This is a genomic window from Tissierellales bacterium (genome assembly GCA_025210965.1).
Lineage (GTDB): Bacteria > Bacillota > Clostridia > Tissierellales > JAOAQY01 > JAOAQY01.
Window position 1 is genome coordinate 30991 of record JAOAQY010000192.1, and the last position, 22327, is coordinate 53317.

The 22327-nt window shown below is 35.5% G+C and carries 14 protein-coding genes; 2 read left to right on the plus strand and 12 right to left on the minus strand.

What is annotated here, in order from left to right:
* Nucleotides 1-166 precede the first annotated feature (166 nt).
* The 10 genes from N4A40_14050 to uvrC all read right to left on the minus strand — a co-directional run bounded on the left by N4A40_14050 (nucleotide 167) and on the right by uvrC (nucleotide 15856).
* Nucleotides 167-3604 (minus strand): DNA polymerase III subunit alpha, encoded by a 3438-nt coding sequence (locus N4A40_14050; protein ID MCT4662975.1) that lies wholly within the window; start codon nucleotides 3602-3604, stop codon nucleotides 167-169.
* A 69-nt stretch (nucleotides 3605-3673) separates the two neighbouring features.
* On the minus strand, nucleotides 3674-4732 hold the full coding sequence (locus N4A40_14055) for an HD-GYP domain-containing protein (protein MCT4662976.1): 1059 nt from the start codon (nucleotides 4730-4732) through the stop codon (nucleotides 3674-3676).
* A gap of 209 nt (nucleotides 4733-4941) precedes the next feature.
* The gene (whiA, locus tag N4A40_14060) at nucleotides 4942-5892 is read right to left on the minus strand and encodes a DNA-binding protein WhiA (protein ID MCT4662977.1); all 951 of its coding nucleotides are present in this window, start codon (nucleotides 5890-5892) and stop codon (nucleotides 4942-4944) included.
* 3 nt (nucleotides 5893-5895) lie between these two features.
* Complete coding sequence (locus tag N4A40_14065; protein MCT4662978.1) at nucleotides 5896-6312, minus strand: NUDIX hydrolase; 417 nt, start codon at nucleotides 6310-6312, stop codon at nucleotides 5896-5898.
* Nucleotides 6313-6387: 75 nt separating this feature from the next.
* Entirely contained in the window at nucleotides 6388-7368 is a 981-nt protein-coding gene (locus N4A40_14070) for a YvcK family protein (GenBank protein MCT4662979.1), read from the minus strand.
* Nucleotides 7369-7376: 8 nt separating this feature from the next.
* The gene (rapZ, locus tag N4A40_14075; GenBank protein ID MCT4662980.1) at nucleotides 7377-8234 is read right to left on the minus strand and encodes an RNase adapter RapZ; all 858 of its coding nucleotides are present in this window, start codon (nucleotides 8232-8234) and stop codon (nucleotides 7377-7379) included.
* Nucleotides 8235-8249: 15 nt separating this feature from the next.
* Nucleotides 8250-9164, minus strand: coding sequence for a UDP-N-acetylmuramate dehydrogenase (murB, locus tag N4A40_14080; protein MCT4662981.1), 915 nt, complete (start codon nucleotides 9162-9164; stop codon nucleotides 8250-8252).
* 179 nt (nucleotides 9165-9343) lie between these two features.
* Complete coding sequence (gene nifJ, locus N4A40_14085; GenBank protein MCT4662982.1) at nucleotides 9344-12862, minus strand: pyruvate:ferredoxin (flavodoxin) oxidoreductase; 3519 nt, start codon at nucleotides 12860-12862, stop codon at nucleotides 9344-9346.
* Nucleotides 12863-13080: 218 nt separating this feature from the next.
* The gene (gene hprK / locus N4A40_14090; protein ID MCT4662983.1) at nucleotides 13081-14010 is read right to left on the minus strand and encodes an HPr(Ser) kinase/phosphatase; all 930 of its coding nucleotides are present in this window, start codon (nucleotides 14008-14010) and stop codon (nucleotides 13081-13083) included.
* Nucleotides 14011-14017: 7 nt separating this feature from the next.
* Entirely contained in the window at nucleotides 14018-15856 is a 1839-nt protein-coding gene (uvrC, locus tag N4A40_14095; protein ID MCT4662984.1) for an excinuclease ABC subunit UvrC, read from the minus strand.
* 170 nt (nucleotides 15857-16026) lie between these two features.
* Between uvrC and N4A40_14100 the strand changes: the two genes are divergently transcribed.
* Both N4A40_14100 and N4A40_14105 read left to right on the plus strand, forming a co-directional pair.
* Nucleotides 16027-16701: a hypothetical protein gene (locus N4A40_14100; GenBank protein MCT4662985.1), complete on the plus strand. Its 675-nt coding sequence runs from the start codon at nucleotides 16027-16029 to the stop codon at nucleotides 16699-16701.
* Nucleotides 16702-16727: 26 nt separating this feature from the next.
* Nucleotides 16728-17468 (plus strand): glycerophosphodiester phosphodiesterase, encoded by a 741-nt coding sequence (locus N4A40_14105; protein ID MCT4662986.1) that lies wholly within the window; start codon nucleotides 16728-16730, stop codon nucleotides 17466-17468.
* Between the two features lie 103 nt (nucleotides 17469-17571).
* Here N4A40_14105 and uvrA read toward each other — a convergent pair whose 3' ends face one another.
* Nucleotides 17572-20394, minus strand: a complete 2823-nt coding sequence (gene uvrA, locus N4A40_14110; GenBank protein ID MCT4662987.1) for an excinuclease ABC subunit UvrA — start codon at nucleotides 20392-20394, stop codon at nucleotides 17572-17574.
* Nucleotide 20395: 1 nt separating this feature from the next.
* Nucleotides 20396-22327, minus strand: a 1932-nt coding sequence (gene uvrB / locus N4A40_14115) for an excinuclease ABC subunit UvrB (GenBank protein MCT4662988.1), incomplete at its 5' end; no start/stop codon positions are given.

Below are 22327 nucleotides of genomic sequence, written 5' to 3' on the forward strand. Positions count from 1 at the left end.
ACTATGGATGTACACATGATTTTTCCCTTATCATTGAACAATCAAGTCTAATTATATCAAAAGAAAGGCTCTTAATAAAGCAGTATTTATCAATTAATTTGTATACATAAAGCTCTATTTTATAAGGAAACCGATACCTTCCTCTTGTTTTGACAGATTACTCCAATTAGCTAAATTTTACATTTTCTGTTCCCAATAAATTTTTTAGTTCTATAATCAAGTTTTCGTCTTCTAAATCAACAAAAAACTCGCTATCAGTTTTCACCACACGCTTTAGTTTTTCGAAATAAATGTATACAGGTGAATTTCCTCTATGCCTTTTAAGAGTCTCTTTTAGTAGCATGACTCTCTTGTCTTGTTCTATAGGTGATATTTTTACATAGAGTTTTTGCTCTGTATCGTTAACTGATTCAAGTGGCGCTATCTTGTCACAAATGAGTTTTGCCTCATCTTCTTCGTGTATATTTAGCCTACCTGATACTATCACCAATTGATCCTCTTCTGTGTATTGTTGGTATTTGCTGTATATTTTAGGAAATACAATGCACTCTATATATCCGGTCAAATCTTCGAGGCTTACAAATGCCATCATGTTGTTGTTTTTGGTGATTTTTTGTTTTTTAGAAGTCACTATACCTGCTAATACTACTTTTCTACCATCCCATGCGCTAGACTGTTCTTCTTCTAATGCTTCTGCTATCTCTGCTATCTGTATGCTCGCTACTTTTTCCATAGTAGCTTCGTATCTGCTAAGCGGATGACCACTTATAAATATACCGAGAACCTCCTTTTCCATATTTAATAAGCTTTGTTCGTCGAATTCTACCAAGCGAGGAATCTGGAATGTATCTACTTCTGTGGTTTCAAACATAGAAAATTGCCCTGCCACATTTCGCTTTTTAGTATTCGATAGACTATTCATAATTTTTTCATAGGCAGACATCATCTGAGCTCTGTTGTACTTAAGTCCATCTAAAGCTCCACATCTTATAAGACTCTCTACAGCTCTTTTGTTGACTGCTGTAGTATCTACCTTTTCTATGAAATCCACTATGTCTACGAATTGTCCTTTTGTTTCTCTAGCTTTCACTATATCGGCTATAGCATTCTTGCCAACATTTTTGATTGCAGAGAGCCCAAATCTTATCCTGCCTTCATCTACAGTAAATCCGTCAAAACTCGTATTTACATTTGGAGGTAATACCTCTATGTCCATTTTCTTACACTCTTGAATGTAGAGTGAAACGGAGCTAGTATTGCCCATAACAGAACTTAGAAGTGATGCCATGAATTCCACTGGATAATAGCATTTAAGCCACGCTGTCTGATATGCTACCATAGCATATGCCGCCGAGTGTGATTTGTTAAATGCGTATTTGGCAAAGTCTATCATCTGATCGTAAATTTTGTTTGCAGCATTTTCGGGTATGCCATTTTCTATAGCTCCTCTGATAGGTGGCGTTTCATCTGGCTTTCCGTGTATGAAGTACTTTCGCTCTTCTTCCATGACCTTCATTTTTTTCTTTCCCATAGCTCTTCGAACTAAGTCTGATCGGGCCATTGAAAACCCGCCAATATCTCGAACTACTTGCATAACCTGCTCTTGATATATCATACATCCATATGTTACTCCTAGTATAGGTTTGAGCTTGGGATGTAGATATTCTATCTGCTCTGGGTCCATTTTGTTTTGGATGAAATTTGGTATTTGATTCATAGGTCCTGGTCTATAAAGTGCATTAGCGGCTATGATATCTTCAAAACCTTTAGGCTCTAACTCCTTTATAAATACCCTCATGCCCGCGCTTTCAAACTGGAAAACTCCTAGTGTTTTTCCCTGCGCAAATAGCTTGTATACTTCTGGGTCATCGTATTTACAGTCATCAAAACTTACTTTCTTATTCTGCTGTTTTTCAACCATTTTCGCTGCATTTTGTATGACAGTTAGATTTCGAAGTCCCAAAAAGTCCATTTTCAAAAGACCGAGTTCTTCTATCTCTGTCATATTGTATTGAGTGGTTATTACGTCTCCATTTCTAGATAATGGTACGTATTTGTCTATTGCTTCTTGAGATATAACTACACCAGCAGCATGTGTTGATGTATGACGTGGAAGGCCTTCCACAGCTTTAGCTAAATCTATGAGTTCTCTTATTCTCTCGTCGTTTTCATAAGAAGCTGCTAGTTCTTTGCTCACATCTAGTGCTTTTGATATGGTCATTCCGAGCTCCATAGGTATCTGCTTTGCAACGAAGTCTACTTCTCCATATGACAAGTCAAGAACTCGCCCAACGTCTCTTATCGCTCCTCTTGCGGCCATCGTTCCAAATGTTACTATCTGTACTACCTTATCTGTTCCGTATTTTTCTGTTACATAGTCTATTACATTTTGTCTACCACTATCTTGTATGTCTATATCGATATCTGGCATTGACACTCTCTCTGGATTTAGAAATCTTTCAAACAGAAGGTTGTATTCGAGTGGGTCTATTTCTGTTATGTCTAGTGCATATGATACTATGCTTCCCGCAGCACTTCCCCTACCAGGACCTACTATTATGTCTCTGTCTTTTGCGTATTTTATGAAATCCCACACTATGAGAAAATAATCTACATAGCCCATTTTTTCTATGGTAGTCAATTCAAATTCTAGTCGTTCTTTTATTTCGTCTGTTATATTCTCATATCGCTCTTCTAAACCTCTTCTACAAAGTTCTCTTAGGTATTCCTGGTTTGTATATCCTTCTGGTACTTCGAAGTGAGGTAAGTGAAGAGTATCAAAGTCTAGCTCTACTTCACATCTATCAGCTATATCTACTGTGTTTTGCAGTGCTTTTAGCTGATGTGGAAATAGAGATTTCATTTCATTTGGTGATTTGAGGTAGAATTCATCACTTGGAAATTTCATTCTCTCTTCGTCTTTTATTATTTTTCCAGTTTGAATGCAAAGTAGTGCATCGTGAACTTTTGCATCTGTCTTTTCTATGTAATGCACATCGTTAGTAGCTACAAGTTCTATATCTACTTCTTCACTTAGTTCAATGAGTTTGTTGTTTACTTCTTTTTGCTCTAGCATTCCGTGGTCTTGAAGTTCTAGATAAAAATTGTCTTGTCCAAATATTTCCTTGTATCTAAGCGCTGATTTTTTTGCTTTTTCGTATTGTCCTTGATTAAGGTATGTCTGTACTTCTCCACCGAGACATGCGCTAAGTGCTATTATTCCTTCACTGTACTTTGCTATATATTCATGATTGACTCTAGGTTTGTAATAAAATCCATTTACATGACTCTCAGATACTATTTTCATTAGGTTTTGATAGCCAATTTCATTTTCTGCAAGTAGTACTAGATGGTATAGTGGTTTTCTAACTTTTGATGTGTTATCACCATCTACTACGTATATTTCACAACCTAGTATTGGTTTTATACCTTGTTTCTTTGCTTCTTTATAGAAATTAACTATTCCATACATTACTCCGTGGTCTGTTATAGCTAGTGCTTTCATTCCCAGTTCTTTTGTTTTTTCTATGATTTTAGAAACTTTAGCTGAGCCGTCTAGCAAACTATATTCCGTATGTACATGCAAGTGTACAAAATCACTCATTGTTTTTCCTCCATTTCAATTTGAAACAATTCTATTAATTCTAAAAAAAGATGCTCAAACAGGCATCTTTTAGTATACATCTTCAATATAAAGATCTTCATAATCTATTAGTCTTAGTAAATATGGGCTGACTTCTCTTCGTAAGCTTTTGCCATGTGTTACTAAAACCATAGGTTTTGCCAGATCTCTTCTATCACTTATGATTACATATCCTCTTCTCCCATCGGTTAATTTGATGCGTTTACCAGATGGATAGAGTGCTAAATTCGAACAAAATGCATTTACTATGCGCTCTTCGAATTGTATGCCCTTCATTGAGTGTAAATAGTCTGCAACCATATATGTTTCCATTTTTTTTCGGTATACTCGATCAGATGTAAGTGCGTCAAATACATCTGCAACCGAAACTATTTTCGCGAGCTCCGGGATAGCATCTCCCCTTGTTTCGTAAGGATAGCCAGTTCCATCTACTCTTTCATGGTGAAAAAGCGCTATATTTGCTATCTCAGGTTCTAAACCAGGTATTCTCTTGAGTACTTCGTAACCTTTTATAGTGTGATTTTTCATTGCTTCAAATTCTTCTTTTGTGAGCTTAGTAGGTTTGTTTAGTATGTTTTCATCTACTCTAGCTTTTCCTACATCGTGCAAAAGCGCACCCATTCCTAGTATTTTGAGTTGTTCTGCTCCATACCCGAGACTCATACCTATCACTATAGACCAGATAGAAACATTTATGCAATGCGCTGTTGTGTAGTCATCGGCAGCTTTCACATCTATAAATCGCTCTAATAGTTTATCTTGATCTACTAGGTCTTCTATTATATCATCCATCAATGCTCTCAGCAAAACTAAGTCCATTTCGTCAGATAACGCTAAATTGGACATGGCATCGTGCATTGCCTTATTCACTTGATTTCTGGTTTCTTCCAAAATCATTTCTTTAGGTTCTATAGATTCCGTTAATTGTGATTCTATATATATTTCATCAATACCTAATTTTTCGAGTTTATGAATAAATGTCTTTTTAAGCTCTGTTCCCTTGCCCAAGACAACTGATCCATCTACTCTAAATATGGTTTTGGAAACAACCATCCCCTCTTTTAGGCTTGCTACCTTGATCAGTTCCATACGATTCCACCTTTTTTAAATATCCCCAATTTCAGTATAATACATATTTGACAAAATTTTAAGACATATTTTACATACCGAAACCATTAGCTGGCATTTCATTTGATTATCCAAACATTATATCGTATGTTCAATCATTTTTTTTCTACATCTCGTTGTTTGACTTATGTTCACTTTACTTAGTTTCCTCTATAATCTCTAATTTTTAATCACGATTTACCTCTCAGTTCATCAGCAATTTTGTCAATTTTTCTAAGTCTGTGATTTACGCCAGATTTACCAAGTGGTATAGTCAGCATTTCTCCAAGTTCTTTGAGCGATGCTTCTTGGTTTTCTATTCTAAGCCTCGCCACTTCTCTAAGGTTTGGCGGTAATTTCTCTATACCTATCATGCTCTCTATTATTTGTATATTTTCACATTGTCTGATAGCTGCATCTATCGTTTTGGATAGATTTGCTGTCTCACAATTTACTATTCTATTTATGTTGTTTCTCATGCCTTTCATAACTCTTATGTTTTCTACTTCTAATAGTGCGTTGTGTGCACCCATTATATTCAATAGATCAACAATTTGCTCTGACTCTTTGAGATATACGATATAGTTTTCCTTTCGCTTTACTATCTTAGAGTTTAGATCAAATGAGTTTATGATTTCAGATAAATCTCTAGCGTGAATGTGGTTGTGAGATACGAATTCTAAGTGGTAGTTTTTTTCTGGATCATTTATAGATCCTCCACCCAAAAATGAACCTCGAATATAGGCACGCATAAGTTCTGTATTATCTATAAGTTCTTCTGGAACTACATAGTCCATGTTAAATACATCCGCTAATTCAAATATCATACCCGAGTCTTTCAATATCTGAATCGCAACGTCAGAATCCTCTACTCTAACTACGTATAAATTCTTTTTCTTCAGTTGCCTATTTTTGCGCACAACAACCTCGGTATGTATTCTGTATAGATTTTTCAATATTGAAAATATTCTTCTAGCTATAGCTGCATTTTCTGTAGCAAATTTTAGTTTTAGTTTATTTAATCCAACAAGTTTTACTGTAGCGTTCATTCTAACAAATGCTGCTAATTCAGTTCTTCTAGTTATTTCGTCTTCGAATTCTAATCTCGCCAAACTATTTTTTGTTTTAAATGAAAATGACATAGTCTACTCCTCTTTTATCTTTTTCAATGCTCGTTTTATAATTTTTCTTTCATCCGTATATTTCATTTTTCTGAGAACTTTGTCCATATGAATGAATTTTGCCTCTACGAATCCCTCTTTGTTCAAAGGTGCACATTGCATGTTTTTAGCATGCATCAAATACCAATGCACCGTTTTATATATTATCTCACTATCTATATCTCGTCCATTTTTGAATTGATAGTGAACTTTACCTAGGTATTCAACTAGTTCTGCTTTCACTTTGGTTTCTTCGTAAACCTCTCTGAGTGCAGTCTCAAAAAGTTCTTCACCAATCTCTACTCTGCCTTTAGGGAGAACCCAATCTCCATTGTATTTTTTCAAAAGTAATATTGTATTTCCAAAAACTACAACGCCTCCCGCGCTCACTTCTGTCTTCATATAATCACTCCAAGAAACCTTTTTAATCCCTATTTAATATTATAATCTAATAGGGGCTTATTGGCTATTGCCAATTTATATTCTTTTCTTTATAATCTCGCTAAGTTTAAGTGCATCGTGTCGAATGTATCCTTTGTTTACTTCTATGAATTCCGCTTCGATTATCTCTATATTGCATTGCTTCAATGATTGTTTTTGTTTTTCATCTAGTAATACCTGATTTGCTCCTTCTAATATATATTGTTCCAATACATCGTCTGGTATCAATTCACTATTTACTATGATTTCATCAATTAATTCTAATCCAGTATGTCTCTCTATAGCCTTGATATGGTCTACTACATCATAACCCGTAGTTTCTCCAGGCTGAGTCATGACATTTGGAAGATATATACATTTCGCTTTAGAATCTATTATGGCTTCTTTTATGCCTTCTACCAGTAAATTAGGTATCACACTCGTGTACAAACTACCTGGACCTAATATTACTATGTCTGCATTTTTTATAGCATCTAATGATTCGCTTAATGGTTTTACCTGTGTGGGTTGCAAAAATATTTCTTCTATCTCGCTATCAAAAACCATAGCTCCATGTGGTATCTTAGATTCTCCATTGACTATCATACCATTTTTCAGCTTTGCGCTCAAATCGACAGTTTCAATGGTCATAGGCAATACTTGTCCTGTGACTGCTAGTACATTGGCCATTTCTTTTACTGCATTTTCGAAGTTGCCACATATTCCATTCATTGCTGCTAAAAATAAGTTTCCAAAACTCTGCCCCTTAAGTTCTCCTTCTCCAAATCTATACTGTAATAGTTTTTCCATAATCGGTTCGGTGTTAGCAAGTGATAGTATACAGCTTCTAATATCCCCTGGTGGTAGCATGCCAAGGTCTTCTCTTAATTTGCCTGACCCACCGCCATCATCAGCCATAGTCACTATAGCTGTTATATTCGGTGTAATGTTCTTTAGTCCTCTAAGAACTACTGAAAGTCCTGTTCCACCACCGATTATGACTATATTCTGCTCTACATCTACGGTCTTTTTAGCCATATCTTCTCCTATTTTCTATAACAATCTCTATGGTTTATAACTACTCTGTATTGTTCTGATTTTAGTGTATCGTACAATTCATTTGCAATTGTAACTGATCTATGTCTTCCGCCAGTACATCCTATAGCTACTATAAGTTGTACCTTTCCCTCTTTTTCGTATTGAGGTATCAAGAAGCTTATCATTTCTGATAACATTTTTTTTAATACTTTTGCTTCTTCCCACTGCATGACATAGTCTCTTATTTCTTGATCGTTTCCACTAAGTGGCTTGAGTTCTTCTATATAGTATGGATTTGGTAAAAATCTGACATCAAAAACCAAGTCAGCATCTAATGGTATCCCGTGCTTGAATCCAAATGAAAGCACTGATATGTTTATTCTCTGCTTTTCACCTTCTCCTGTAACTATATCCCTTATAGTTTCTTTTAGCATGCTTAGTGTATAATTGCTCGTATCTATTATATGATCAGCTCTGGTTTTGATATAGCTTAGTTTTACTCTCTCCATCTCTATACCGTTTATAACTCTACCGCCTTCACATAGAGGATGAGGACGTCTCTGCTCTTTGTATCTTTTGACTATGACTTGATCCGATGCGTCTAGAAATAGTATTTTGTAACTATGTCCTTTTCTCTTTATCTCGTCTAAGTTGTCAAATAAGTCATCAAAGAATTCTCCACCTCTTATGTCTATCGCAAAAGCAACTTTATCAATATCTCCTTTTGACTGTATTATTAAATCAGCAAATTGAGGCAATAATGACGGTGGTAAATTGTCTATACTATAATATCCACTATCTTCTAATACCTTTACAGTTTGACTTCTTCCTGCTCCTGATAGTCCTGTTACTATGACAAATTCCATTTTGCTCCACCTTTCTTATTTTTCTCCTATGACTTTAACTTCTGGTTCTAAGTCATATCCTGTCTGGTCTTTGACTACTTTTTGAATAAATTCTATAAGTTGTACTACTTCTGAACAAGTAGCGTTGTTTTTATTCACTACAAATCCACTGTGTTTAGCTGATACCTGTGCTCCTCTAAAACTAACACCTTTCAGTCCGCTTACTTCTATAAGTCTAGATGCATAATCTCCATCTGGTCTTTTGAATGTACTTCCAGCACTAGGCATGTCTAGTGGTTGTTTTTGTCTCCTCTTTTCATTCAATTCTTGCATTCTAGATGCTATGATGTCTCTATCGCCTTTTTCAAGTTTAAATATAGCTCCTAGCGCTATGAGGTGCTGTTTTTGTATCCGACTATTTCTATAAGCAAATAGCATTTCTTCATTATCATATACCCTAATTTCACCTTCTGAATTAATGCATCTAACGCTCTTAACTATGTCTTTCATTTCCCCGCCATAAGCTCCCGCGTTCATTGTAAGTGCTCCACCGACTGCACCTGGTATCCCACTTGCAAATTCAAATCCTGTAAGTTCATTTGCAAGTGCACTTTGAGCTACTTCGCTTAGTGAGCATCCTGCACCAGCTATTATATTTTCTCCGTCAATATCTATGTGTTCAAATGCATCTCCAATTTTTATGACTACGTCTCTTATACCCTTGTCTGATACTAAAAGGTTTGTCCCATTTCCGAGTACAAAGTAATCTTTATTAAATTCATTTAGTAATTTTATGAGTTTACTGAGTTCTTCTTCTGTTCTAGGTTCTATCATAAAATCAGCTGCTCCACCTATTTTAAAATATGTGTGTTTTGACATTTTTTCATTTATATAAATATAATTTCCATCTATTATATCGTATAGTCTATCTTCAAAACATTCATGTGACATATACCTCACTCCTAGCTATTTTATCTCTATATTAAATTATAACACAACGAAGGAATGCTATAAATATCTTTTACACTATACGCTACTAAGGTTATTGACTTTAGCCGTCAGAATGGCATTAATTTAATACAATAAAAAAAGACCACTCACTAGGTGAGTGGTCTTGAGATTTCAGTATATTAGTACTGCATCTCTGCCATACGCTTGTAAGACTCATAACGATCTTTAGCGTCTTCTTCTGCTTTTTCAAACAATTGCTCTGCAATCTCTGGGAATGTCTTAGCAAGTGAAGTGTAACGAACTTCTCCTTGTAAGAATTCTTGGAAGCTTGCGCTTGGCTCTTTAGAATCCATAACAAATGGGTTCTTGCCTTCTGCTTTAAGCAATGGATTGTATCTGTATAAATGCCAGTATCCAGCATCTACAGCTTGTTTTTCTCTATGTTGAGTTTTACCCATACCATCTTTAAGTCCGTGGTTGATACATGGAGCGTAAGCGATGATTAGTGATGGTCCTTGGTAGCTTTCTGCTTCAATCAATGCTTTCATGAATTGATTTTTGTTAGCTCCCATAGCAACCTGTGCTACATATACGTATCCGTAGTTTGTAGCCATTAAGCCAAGATCTTTCTTCTTAACTTTCTTACCTGATGCAGCAAATTTAGCTACAGCAGCTGTTGGAGTAGCTTTAGAAGATTGTCCACCAGTATTTGAGTAAACTTCTGTATCAAATACCATTACGTTAACGTCTTCATTTGAAGCCAATACGTGATCCAATCCACCGTAACCGATGTCATATGACCAACCGTCTCCACCGAAGATCCAAACTGATTTCTTAACTAAGAATTGCTCTTTTTCTTTAAGTTCAGCTAAGATTTCTTTTGCTTTGCCATCAACAGCAGTTGCTAATAAGCCTCTTACTGTCTCTGCAACAACTTTATTTTTCGCACCATTGTCTTTAGTGTCTAACCACTCTTGAGCAGCTGCTTTAAGCTCTGCTGGTACGTCTAATCCTACTAATTCTGTTAATAGATCTGCGATTCTAGCTCTCATTTGTTTGATAGCTAAGAACATTCCGTAACCATACTCTGCGTTATCTTCGAACAATGAGTTAGCCCAAGCTGGACCTCTACCATCTTTGTTCTTGCAGTATGGTGTTGCAGGAGCTGATCCACCCCAGATTGAAGAACAACCTGTAGCATTAGCGATCATCATTCTGTCACCATATAATTGAGTGATAACTTTAGCGTATGGAGTCTCTCCACAACCAGCACAAGCTCCAGAGAACTCGAATAATGGTTGAGCAAATTGAGATCCTTTAACGTTTTCTAATGTCATCTTGTCGTCTTTTACACTTACTTCTTCAGTCATGTAAGTCCAACGATCGATTTCTTCTGTTTGTGTTTCAAGAGGCTTCATTTCTAAAGCTTTTACTGGACAGATGTCAGCACAGTTACCACAACCAGTACAGTCAAGTGTAGAAACTTGGATTTTGTATTTCAATCCTTCTAAGCCTTTGCCTTTAGCGTCCAATAATGGAGCGTCGCCAGCTTTAGCTGCTTCTTCGTCATCTAATAAGAATGGTCTGATAGCAGCGTGTGGACAAACGAATGAACATTGGTTACATTGGATACATTTGTCTGTTTGCCACTCTGGTACATTAACAGCGATACCACGTTTTTCGTAAGCAGCTGTTCCTTGTGGGAATGTACCATCTTCGATACCTTTGAATGTAGATACTGGTAATTTGTCTCCAGCTTGTCCATTCATTGGCATTACAACGTTTTTGATGAAGTCAGGAGCATCAACAGAAGCTACTGCTTCGTCAGTAAGGTTAGCCCACTCAGCAGGGATGTCAATCTTAACCAAAGCGTCGATTCCTTTATCAACTGCTTCGTTGTTCATGTTAACGATCTTGTCACCTTTTTTACCGTAAGCTTTTTTGATTGAATCTTTTAAGTAGCCTACAGCTTCTTCCATAGGAATAACTTCAGCTAATTTAAAGAATGCTGATTGCATGATCATGTTAGTTCTATGACCTAAACCAATTTCTGCAGCAATCTTTGTAGCGTTGATTGTGTAGAATTGGATGTCGTTTTCAGCCATGTAACGCTTCATGCTAGCTGGTAACTTCTCTGCAACTTCTTCTGGAGTCCAGATAGTGTTTAACAAGAATGCTCCACCTTTTTTCAAGCCTTCTAGTAAATTGTATTGATTTACGTAAGCTTGCTTAGAACATGAAATGAAGTCTGCATTAGAAATCAAGTATGTTGAAGTAATTCTGTTTTTACCAAATCTTAAGTGAGAGATAGTTACTCCACCAGATTTTTTACTATCATATGAGAAATATCCTTGAGCATACATATCTGTATGGTCACCGATGATTTTGATAGCTTGTTTGTTAGCTCCAACTGTACCGTCTGATCCAAGACCCCAGAATTTACATCTGATTGTTCCTTCAGGAGCAGTAACGATTTCTTCTTTAACTTCTAGTGAAGTATTTGTTACATCATCATTGATACCTACTGTGAAACGATCTTTTGGCTCTGCAGCGTTTAAGTTGTCGTATACAGCTTTGATTTGTGATGGTGTAGTGTCTTTTGAACCAAGACCATAACGTCCGCCTACGATAAGAGGTCTAACGTCTTCGTTGTAGTACATAGTTTTGATGTCTTGGAATAATGGTTCACCGATTGAACCTGGTTCTTTTGTTCTATCTAAAACAGCGATTCTTTTCACTGTGCTTGGTAATACATCAAAGTAGAATTTAGGCTCGAATGGTCTGTATAAGTGAACTTTAACTAAACCAACTTTTTCACCTTTTTTCATCAAGTAATCAACAGTTTCTTCAATAGCTTCTGTAACAGAACCCATAGCGATGATTACATTTTCTGCATCTTCTGCACCATAGTAGTTAAATGGCTTGTATTCTCTACCACATACTTTAGAGATTTTCTCTAAGTAGTCAGCAACGATATCGCCTAATCCATCATAGAATGGGTTAGAAGCTTCTTTTGCTTGGAAGAAAATATCTGGGTTTTGTGCTGTACCTCTAGTTACAGGTGATTCTGGGTTTAATGCATTCTTTCTGAAAGCAGTAACCGCTTCGAAGTCTGTTAATTTTGCATACTCTTCGTAATCGATTAATTCGATTTTTTGGATTTCGTGTGATGTTCTAAATCCATCAAAGAAGTGTACAAATGGTACTCTAGATTTAATTGATGCCAAGTGAGCAACTGCTCCGATATCCGCTACTTCCTGAACTGAACCAGAAGCTAATAATGCGAAACCAGTTTGTCTAGTTGCCATAACATCTGAATGATCTCCAAATATTGATAATGCATGACCAGCAATAGCACGTGCACTTACGTGGAATACTCCTGGTAACAATTCACCTGCAATTTTATACATGTTTGGAACCATTAATAAAAGTCCCTGTGAAGCTGTAAAAGTTGTTGTTAACGCCCCTGCTGCTAATGATCCGTGAACGGCACCTGCTGCTCCCGCCTCAGATTGCATTTCAGTTACTTGAACAGTTTGTCCAAAAACATTTTTTTGTCCATTTGCAGCCCATACATCTACATATTCAGCCATTGGTGATGATGGTGTGATAGGGAATATTGCTGCTACATCAGTAAACGCATATGCTACGTAAGCCGCTGCAGTATTACCATCCATCGTCTTCATAATCTTAGCCATATGTATTACCTCCATTTCATATATTTAATTTTACCCAATTAGCACTCCTTAGAGTGTAACCTACAGTATCAAGTATATTCAACTTTGTATACAAAGTCAACTCTTTGCTACTTTTTTAGATGACTTAAAATTTTAGTTGAAATTGTCAATAATTCTACAATCAAATTTAGAAACAAAACACGAACATTTACGAGTTTTATTCCCCTTTTTAGTATTTGTTAATCGTCACTTTTTTGCATGGTTTTCATCATCAATTTTTCGTTTAAAACCTTAGCTGCATTGTATCCCATTCTCTTCTGTCTGTAGTTTTTAGCTGCAACTTCAATGATCATAGCTAAATCTCTACCCGGTCTAACAGGAATAGTGAGCCTAGTTACTTTTACTCCCAGCACTTCCATATATTCCTCATCTAATCCCAATCGATCATACGCCTTTCTAGAATCCCACTCTTCGAGTTCTACTATGAGTTCTATTTCTTTTGTATTGCTTATAGCACCCATACCATATAATCTTTTGATATCTATTATTCCAATTCCTCTAAGTTCCATATAGTGCCTGATAATTTCTGGAGCAGTTCCGCGGAGCACATTGTTGTCAACTCTTCTAATTTCTACTGCATCATCAGCAACTAATCTATGCCCCCTTTCTATCAAATCTAATGCAGTCTCACTTTTTCCCACACCACTTTTACCCATTATTAGAGTTCCTATACCAAAAATATCTACAAGTACACCATGTAATGTAGTACTTGGCGCTAGGCATTCATTTAGATAATCCGATAATTTACTCAAAAACTTCGTAGTTGCCCTACTAGTTCTAAGTATTGTTCTTCCATTTTCTCTCGCATGTTTTATAGCTATATCCGAGACTTCCAAATCTCTAGTTACTATCAAAACAGGAATAGGGTATTTAAAAAACTTTGCAAGTCTTCGTTCTTTTTCTTCATTTGGTAGAGTTCTCAAATAGTGCCACTCCGCGTTTCCTATAATCTGTATTCTAGCTGGCACGAAAAAATCGTAATATCCTCCTAGTTGTAACCCTGGTCTATTTATGTCTGTCAATGTTATCTTTGATGTCTGATTCTCTGGTTGGTATACTACCTCTAATTTAAGATCTTTTACCAATTGCTTAATCGTCAATGATTTCATAATGCACCTACTTTCTAAAATATCTATAAACAGCTTCTGCTGATTTTTTGTTCATTCCATCCACTTCACTAAGTGATTCTATTGATTGTTTTTTCATGTTGCTAAGTGTCTTAAACTCTTTAAATAGAGCTTTCTTTCTCTTTGGTCCTATTCCTTCTATATTATCAAGCTCAGATTTGACCATATTTTTATCTCTCAAACTCCTGTGGTAGCTTATTGCAAATCTATGCACTTCATCTTGTATTCTAGTTATGAGTTTGAATGCCTCACTGTGCTTATCTATCGTTATTTCTTCATTTTTGTAGATGATTCCTCTAGTTCTATGTTTATTATCCTTTACAAGCCCACAGATTTTTATATCGAGACCAAGCTGTGATATGATTCCTTCTGCAATATTAATCTGCCCTTTACCACCATCCATCATTATCAAATCTGGTAGTGCTGAGAATTTATCGTTTTTTTCTATATAGTTTCTAAATCTTCTGTACAATACCTCTTGCATACTCCCATAATCATCAGAGCCTTCTACTGTTCGAATCTTAAATCTTCTATAATCACTTTGCTTTTTCGTGCCATTTTCAAATACCACTAGCGCTCCTACTGAATTTGTGCCTTGTGTATTTGATATATCATAGGCTTCTATCCTTTTTAGATCTACTTCATCAATTTTTAAAATATCAGCTAAGGATTTTATTCCATTTTTAGCTAATGCAGCTTGTTTTTTATGTCTATCTAAATGTTTATTTAGAGTTTCAAGTGCATTTAAGTGCACTAGTTTTATCAGATTATTTTTTATACCCTTTTGAGGCACTTTCAATTTTACTTTTCTTTCTTTTTTCGTTCTAAGCCACTCTTCTATTGTGTCTTGATCGTCCATAGGCTCTTCTGAATAAATCTCCAATGGAATGTAAGCTTCTCCTGCATAAAATTGTTTTATAAATGCAGACATTATAGAACTTCTATCCTCACTTTCTACCTCAGTGAACATAAAGTGTTCTCTCCCTACTATCTTTCCTTGTCTCACAAAAAATATCTGAACACATGCATCAGTTTGACCCTTTGCTAGACCTATGACATCTTGGTCTTTCCCTGCAAGCTGAGTTGCTTTCTGTTCTTCTTTTAGTGTTTCTATCGCCTTTATCTGATCTCTATATTCGGCAGCTTTTTCAAAATCTAATTTCATTGATGCTTCTTTCATGGACTGCATAAGCTTTTTGATGATTCCATCTTCTTTCCCTTCCAAGAACATTCTGATATCGTCAACTATTTTTCTGTAATCTTCGACATCTATATTCCCCTGACAAGGGCCTAGGCATCTTCCGATATGGTAGTTTAGACACGGTCTCTCCAAAACTTTTTCTCCATTTAATCTAAGTTTACAAGTTCTTAGAGGATATGTCTTTCTAATCATTTCCAAAATATCGTTTACTGCCTTACCACTAGGATATGGTCCATAGTACTTTGCACCATCTTTTTTTATCTCTCGAGTTTTAAACACCCTCGGATATTTTTCTTTTACAGATATCTTTATATAGGGGTATTGCTTATCGTCTTTTAGCAATATATTATAAGTCGGTTGATGCTTTTTTATTAGATTTGCTTCTAATATCAAGGCTTCTACTTCATTGTCTGTTATAATATATTCGAATTCATCTATTCGTTCAGCCAGTGCTTTTACTTTTGAATTGCTTTTTTGATTAGATGCTTGAAAATATTGCCTAACTCTATTTTTTAATGAAATGGCTTTCCCAACATAAATAACCTGCCCATGATTATCTTTCATGATATACACGCCAGGTTTTTGAGGAAGTTTCTTCAATTCTTCACTTATATCAAATTGTCCCATCTAACTCACTCCAATTTCAAAGATTTCCGTCCTGATAAACTGGATAATCTACTAAATTTCGACTATAATTAATAAAGGAGTGCTCAATATGGCTAAAACTCCAACACTTTTTATTATATATTACTCATAGTACTATGTCGAATAGTATGTATTAATTTCAGGAGGTTTTTATGAAAAGTTCTAAAAAAATTATTTTATTTTCATCTGCTTTTTTTATAAGTTTAACGTTTTTGATGCTTATATCAAATATTTTTAGGTTTATAAATCCAGTACTAAATCCAATAACTGTTTGGGCTATATATAGTTTTACTTTCTTTTTCTTTATATGGTGCTACTCATTTTTGAGACACAACACTTTAAAAAGGTCATTAGCTGGTAAAACGGTCTACGCAACTGCTAATCTAAGTACTTTTACATTTCGAGAAAAATCTTGGCTATATTTATTTCCGATTTTGATATATTTTTTGCCATCAATGATGAACCGCTCTATCAAATACATTAGTCTTTCTATGATTGTTATGTTTGTTTTCACTATGGTGATTTTAGAGCTTTTTATTCGTCTTTCTCAAAATTCAATGAAAATTTATTTCACAAACGAGGGTATATTGATAAATGGCATAGATTTGAGATTGCCAGTCCCTAGAATATACGGCTCTGTTTTTCACAATGATTCAGGATTCCATGAGTATAGTGAATTTAAGGAATATTTTCCGCTTCCAAACCAAGTGGATATATACAGACCTTATGATTTAGGTGCTATCCATGTGTTAACTAGTGGTGACAGCGCAAAACAAATACAAGGTATTTTGTCAAAAAATAAATTAAAGATAAAAAAATTTAAGTAAATTTATATTTTAAGGAGATGTTTAGCATGTGTCCAACAAAGATAATGGCTCATAGAGGAGCTTCAGGCTATGCACCTGAAAATACATTAGAGGCTTTCAAACTAGCATATGAGCAGCAAGCTGACTGTATCGAATTAGATGTTCATGTTTGTAAATCAGGAGAATTAGTAGTCTGCCACGATGATACTGTAGATAGAACTACTGATGGTTCTGGTTTCATAAAAGATCTTACTCTAGACGAATTAAAGTCTCTAGACGCTAGTGCTAAATTTAATTCTGGATACAAAAATTGTAAAATTCCGACATTAGAAGAAGTGTTTGAGTGGATATCTCCTCTCAATCTCGAATTAAATATTGAACTTAAAAATGCTCCCATATTGTATGAAAATCTAGAGGAAAAATTAGTATCTATGATTCATAATTACAATTTGGAACAAAGGGTCATTCTTTCTTCATTCAATCACTATGGTTTAGCTAAGTGTAAATCATTAGATCCAAATATAAAAACTGGGCTTTTGTACATGGCTGGTCTATACGAGCCTTGGAACTATTGTACAGCTGCACATGCAAATGCAATTCACCCTATGTTTTTAGGAGTATTGCCTGAAATGATTACTGAATGCAAATCAAAAGGCATAGCAATAAATGCGTGGACTGTAAACGACGAACCTTCAATGCAAAAATTGATTTCACTAAATGTAGATGGTTTGATAACAAATTACCCTGACAAAGCTCGTAAGATACTCACGGAAATATCAGGCAATTAAAGTTTATTCTGTTTTTCTAGGTTGTTAATCTAAAAGCAATGCCTTAGTCCAATACTTCATTGTGAATGAAATGTTGAACTAAGGCATATTTTTATATTTAAATCTATACTCCCATTTTTTTCAGGTACTGCCCTGTATATGATTTTTTGTTCTTTGCTATCTCTTCTGGAGTTCCCTCGGCGATTATCATTCCGCCGCCACTTCCGCCTTCTGGTCCTAAATCTATTATGTGATCAGCTCTTTTTATTACATCTAAGTTGTGTTCTATAACTATTACTGTGTTTCCACCTTCAACCAATCGCTCTAATATTTTTATGAGTTTTGACACATCTTCCATATGAAGACCTGTAGTTGGTTCATCTAGTATATATACAGTCTTTCCTGTACTTCTCTTGCTAAGTTCCGTAGCGAGTTTTATTCTCTGAGCTTCTCCACCAGATAATTGAGTAGATGGCTGTCCTAATTTGATATATCCAAGTCCTACATCAAACAATGTCTGTAGTTTTCTTTTGATTTTCGGTATCTTATCAAAAAATTCTAATGCTTCTTCTACATTCATCTCCAATACATCCGCTATGCTCTTACCTTTGTATTTTACTTGAAGCGTTTCTCTATTGTATCTATGACCTTTACATACTTCGCAAGGAACATATACATCTGGCAAAAAGTGCATCTCTATCTTGATGATTCCATCGCCTCTACACGATTCGCATCTACCACCCTTTACATTAAAACTAAATCTACCTTTTTTGTAACCTCTAGCCTTGGCTTCTGGTGTCATGGCGAACAAATCTCTTATGTGATCAAATACGCCTGTATACGTGGCTGGATTGGATCGAGGAGTTCTTCCAATCGGAGACTGGTCTATATCTATTACTTTATCTATATGTTCTATGCCTATTATCTCTTCGTGCTTTCCAGGTTTAACCTTAGTAGCTCTCATCTTTTTTATCATGCCCTTGTAAAGAACTTCATTCACCAAACTGCTCTTTCCAGAACCTGATACACCAGTAACACATGTCCAAAGTCCAAGTGGAAATTTGACATTTATGTTCTGTAAATTATTTTCACTTGCTTTTTTTATCTCTATATTTTTTTCGCCAAAAGCTTTTCTCTCTTTTGGTATTTCTATATATTTTTCTCCAGATAAATATTTTCCTGTTATAGACGCTTTGTTTTGTTTTATTTCATCAAGTGTCCCCTGTGCGACTACTTCTCCGCCGTGAATTCCAGCTCCTGGTCCAATATCTACGATATGATCCGCCTGTCTTATAGTATCTTCATCGTGTTCTACAACGATTAATGTATTACCTAGATCCGTCAAATGTCTAAGGGTTTTTAGCAATCTGTCATTATCTCTTTGATGAAGTCCTATACTCGGCTCATCAAGTACATACAATACCCCAACTAATGCTGAACCTATTTGTGTTGCTAGTCTGATTCTCTGTGATTCTCCACCTGAAAGTGTTCCAGATGCTCTATCTAGAGTGAGGTATGTAAGTCCTACATCTCTCAAAAATCCCAATCTTGAATAAATTTCTTTTAATATTTGCTCTGCTATAAAACTTTCGCGCTCTGTCAAATTCAAGTTGTCAAAGAAGTTAAGACTCTCAGATATGGATTTTTCAGTGAGCTCGATTATATTTATATCATCTATAAACACACTTAGACTCTCTTTTCTAAGTCTCTTGCCCTTACAAGATTCGCAAGGTATATCGCTCATGTATTCTTCTATTTTACCTCTCATATAATCTGAATTCGTCTCTGAGTATCTTCTCTCTAAATTTTTTATAACACCTTCAAACGGTTCGTTGAATGTTCTAGTTCCGCTATAGTGGCTTTCGAATACGAATTCAAGTTCTCGATCTCCTGTCCCATACAATAATTCTTCTATAAATTTCTCTGGAGCTTCACTAAGTGGCTGATCTACTGCTACACCATGATCAGCCGCCAATGTTTTAAACATTCTATAATAGTAAGTTTCTTTATTAGCTGTGCTAAATGGATCTACGGCACCTTCTTGCAATGACAAGTTCATATTAGGCAGTACTAGCTGAGGATCGATTCTCTTGTGAACTCCCAATCCATTACACACAGGGCACATTCCAAAAGGGCTATTAAATGAAAACATACGTGTAGAAATTTCATCTATCGCTATTCCACAATCTATGCAGGCAAATTTTTGGCTCATAAGTAGCTCGCCTTTGCCTATTTCATCTATTATTACAAGTCCTTCACCTAGTTTCAATGCTGTCTCTAGTGAGTCGGTAAGTCTACCTTCTATATCTGGTTTTACTATGATTCTATCTATTACTACCTCTATATTATGTTTTTTGTTTTTCTCAAGTTCCGGAGCTTCTGCTAAATCATAAACTTCACCGTCTATTCTAACTCTCACATAACCTTCTTTTTTTATCTCTTCTAATAATTTTTTATGCTGCCCCTTTTTCCCTCGAACCACAGGAGATAGTATTTGTATTTTCGCCCTCTCCTCATAGCTCATAACTTGATCTACCATTTGATCTATTGATTGCGATTCTATTGGTTTTCCACATTTTGGGCAATGAGGCTTTCCAATTCTTGCAAACAATAGTCTATAATAATCATATATTTCAGTAACTGTACCAACTGTAGATCTAGGATTCTTGCTAGTAGTTTTTTGATCTATTGATATAGCAGGTGAAAGACCTTCTATATACTCGACATTTGGTTTCTCCATCTGTCCCAAGAATTGTCTAGCATATGATGATAAACTCTCTACATATCTTCTCTGTCCCTCTGCATATATTGTGTCAAATGCAAGTGAAGATTTACCTGAACCACTAAGACCTGTGAATACTATCAATTCATTTCTCGGCAGTGTTATGTCTACATTTTTCAAATTGTGCTCCCTAGCACCTTTAACTATGATCTGATTTTTTTCCATACTACACTTCACCTTTCAGTTCTTTTATTCTATCTCTAAGTTCTGCCGCTCTTTCAAATTGCAATGATTCCGCAGCTAAGAACATTTCGCCCTCTAATTTCTTTATTAAATGTTTCTTTTCATCTTCTGTATATTTTTGAATCTTGTCGCTACCATATTTTTCTCCATCTTCAGCTATCTTAGATGCTTCTATCACATCTCTAACGGATTTCTTTATAGTAGTAGGCGTTATTCCATGTAACTCGTTGAACTCTTCTTGTAATTTTCTACGTCTCATCGTCTCCATTATTGCTTTTTCCATGGATTTCGTTATTCTATCTGCATACATTATTACTTTACCCTCTGAGTTTCTAGCTGCTCTACCTATTGTCTGAATCATCGACGTCTCCGATCGCAAGAAACCTTCTTTGTCTGCATCGAGTATCGTTACCAATGAAACTTCTGGCAAGTCTAGTCCCTCTCTCAATAGGTTTATTCCTATAAGTACATCAAATTTACCAAGTCGCAAATCTCTTATTATTTCCATTCTCTCAATAGTAGCTATATCCGAATGCATGTATCTTACTTTGATACCCATATCTTCAAGATATTGAGTCAAATCCTCTGACATCTTTTTCGTAAGTGTTGTCACCAATACTCTTTCGTTTTTGGCCGTTCGCTTATTGATTTCTTTTATCAAATCATCAATTTGCCCTTCTGTTTCTCTTACTTCTATTATCGGATCTAGAAGTCCCGTTGGTCTGATAATTTGTTCTACAGTGTTTTCTGTAAGTCCTAGTTCATACGGTCCTGGAGTTGCACTTACATATACTATTTGATTTATAAGTTTTTCAAATTCTTGAAATTGTAGAGGTCTGTTGTCCATAGCCGATGGTAATCTAAATCCATAGTCTACTAATGTCTGCTTTCTAGATCTATCGCCTGCATACATAGCTCTTATCTGTGGAATAGTAACGTGCGCTTCATCTATAATCATAAGATAATCATCTGGAAAGTAGTCCAGCAATGTATATGGTCTACTGCCTTCTGCTCTACCACTTATATGCCTTGAATAGTTCTCTATCCCACTGCAAAAACCCATCTCGCTTAACATCTCTATGTCATATCTCGTTCTCTGCTCTAACCTTTGTGCTTCTACTAATTTCTCTTCATCACGCAATTCTTTAAGTCTCTCGTCTAGTTCTTGTTCTATATTTTGTATAGCTCTCTTTATTTTGTCATCTGAAGTAGCAAAGTGAGATGCTGGATAAATAGAGATATGATTTCTTTCACTCAAAATCTCTCCTGTAATCGTATTAATTTCGGTTATTCTATCTATTTCATCTCCAAAAAACTCTACTCTCACAGCATATTCTGATGAAGATGACGGGAATACCTCTAGAACATCCCCTCTGACTCTAAATGTTCCTCGAATGAAATTTATATCATTTCTAACGTACTGGATATCTATCAGTTTTCTAATTATATCATCTCTATCCTTTATCATGCCCGGTCTGAGTGATACTACCAAGTCTTCATAATCTGAAGGATCTCCAAGTCCATATATGCAAGATACACTAGCTACTATTATTACATCTTTTCTCTCAAAAAGAGACATAGTCGCCGAGTGCCTTAATTTATCTATCTCGTCATTTATAGATGCATCTTTTTCTATAAATGTATCTGAAGAAGGTACATATGCTTCTGGTTGATAGTAATCATAATAACTTACAAAATACTCAACTGAACTATCTGGAAAAAATTCTTTAAATTCCGATGTCAATTGGGCTGCCAATGTCTTATTGTGAGCTATTACTATGGTTGGTTTTTGAACTCTCTCTATTACATTTGCCATGGTAAATGTTTTACCTGATCCCGTTACGCCTAGTAATATCTGATGCTTTTTATCATCGTTTAAGCCATCAACTAGACTGTCTATGGCTTGAGGCTGATC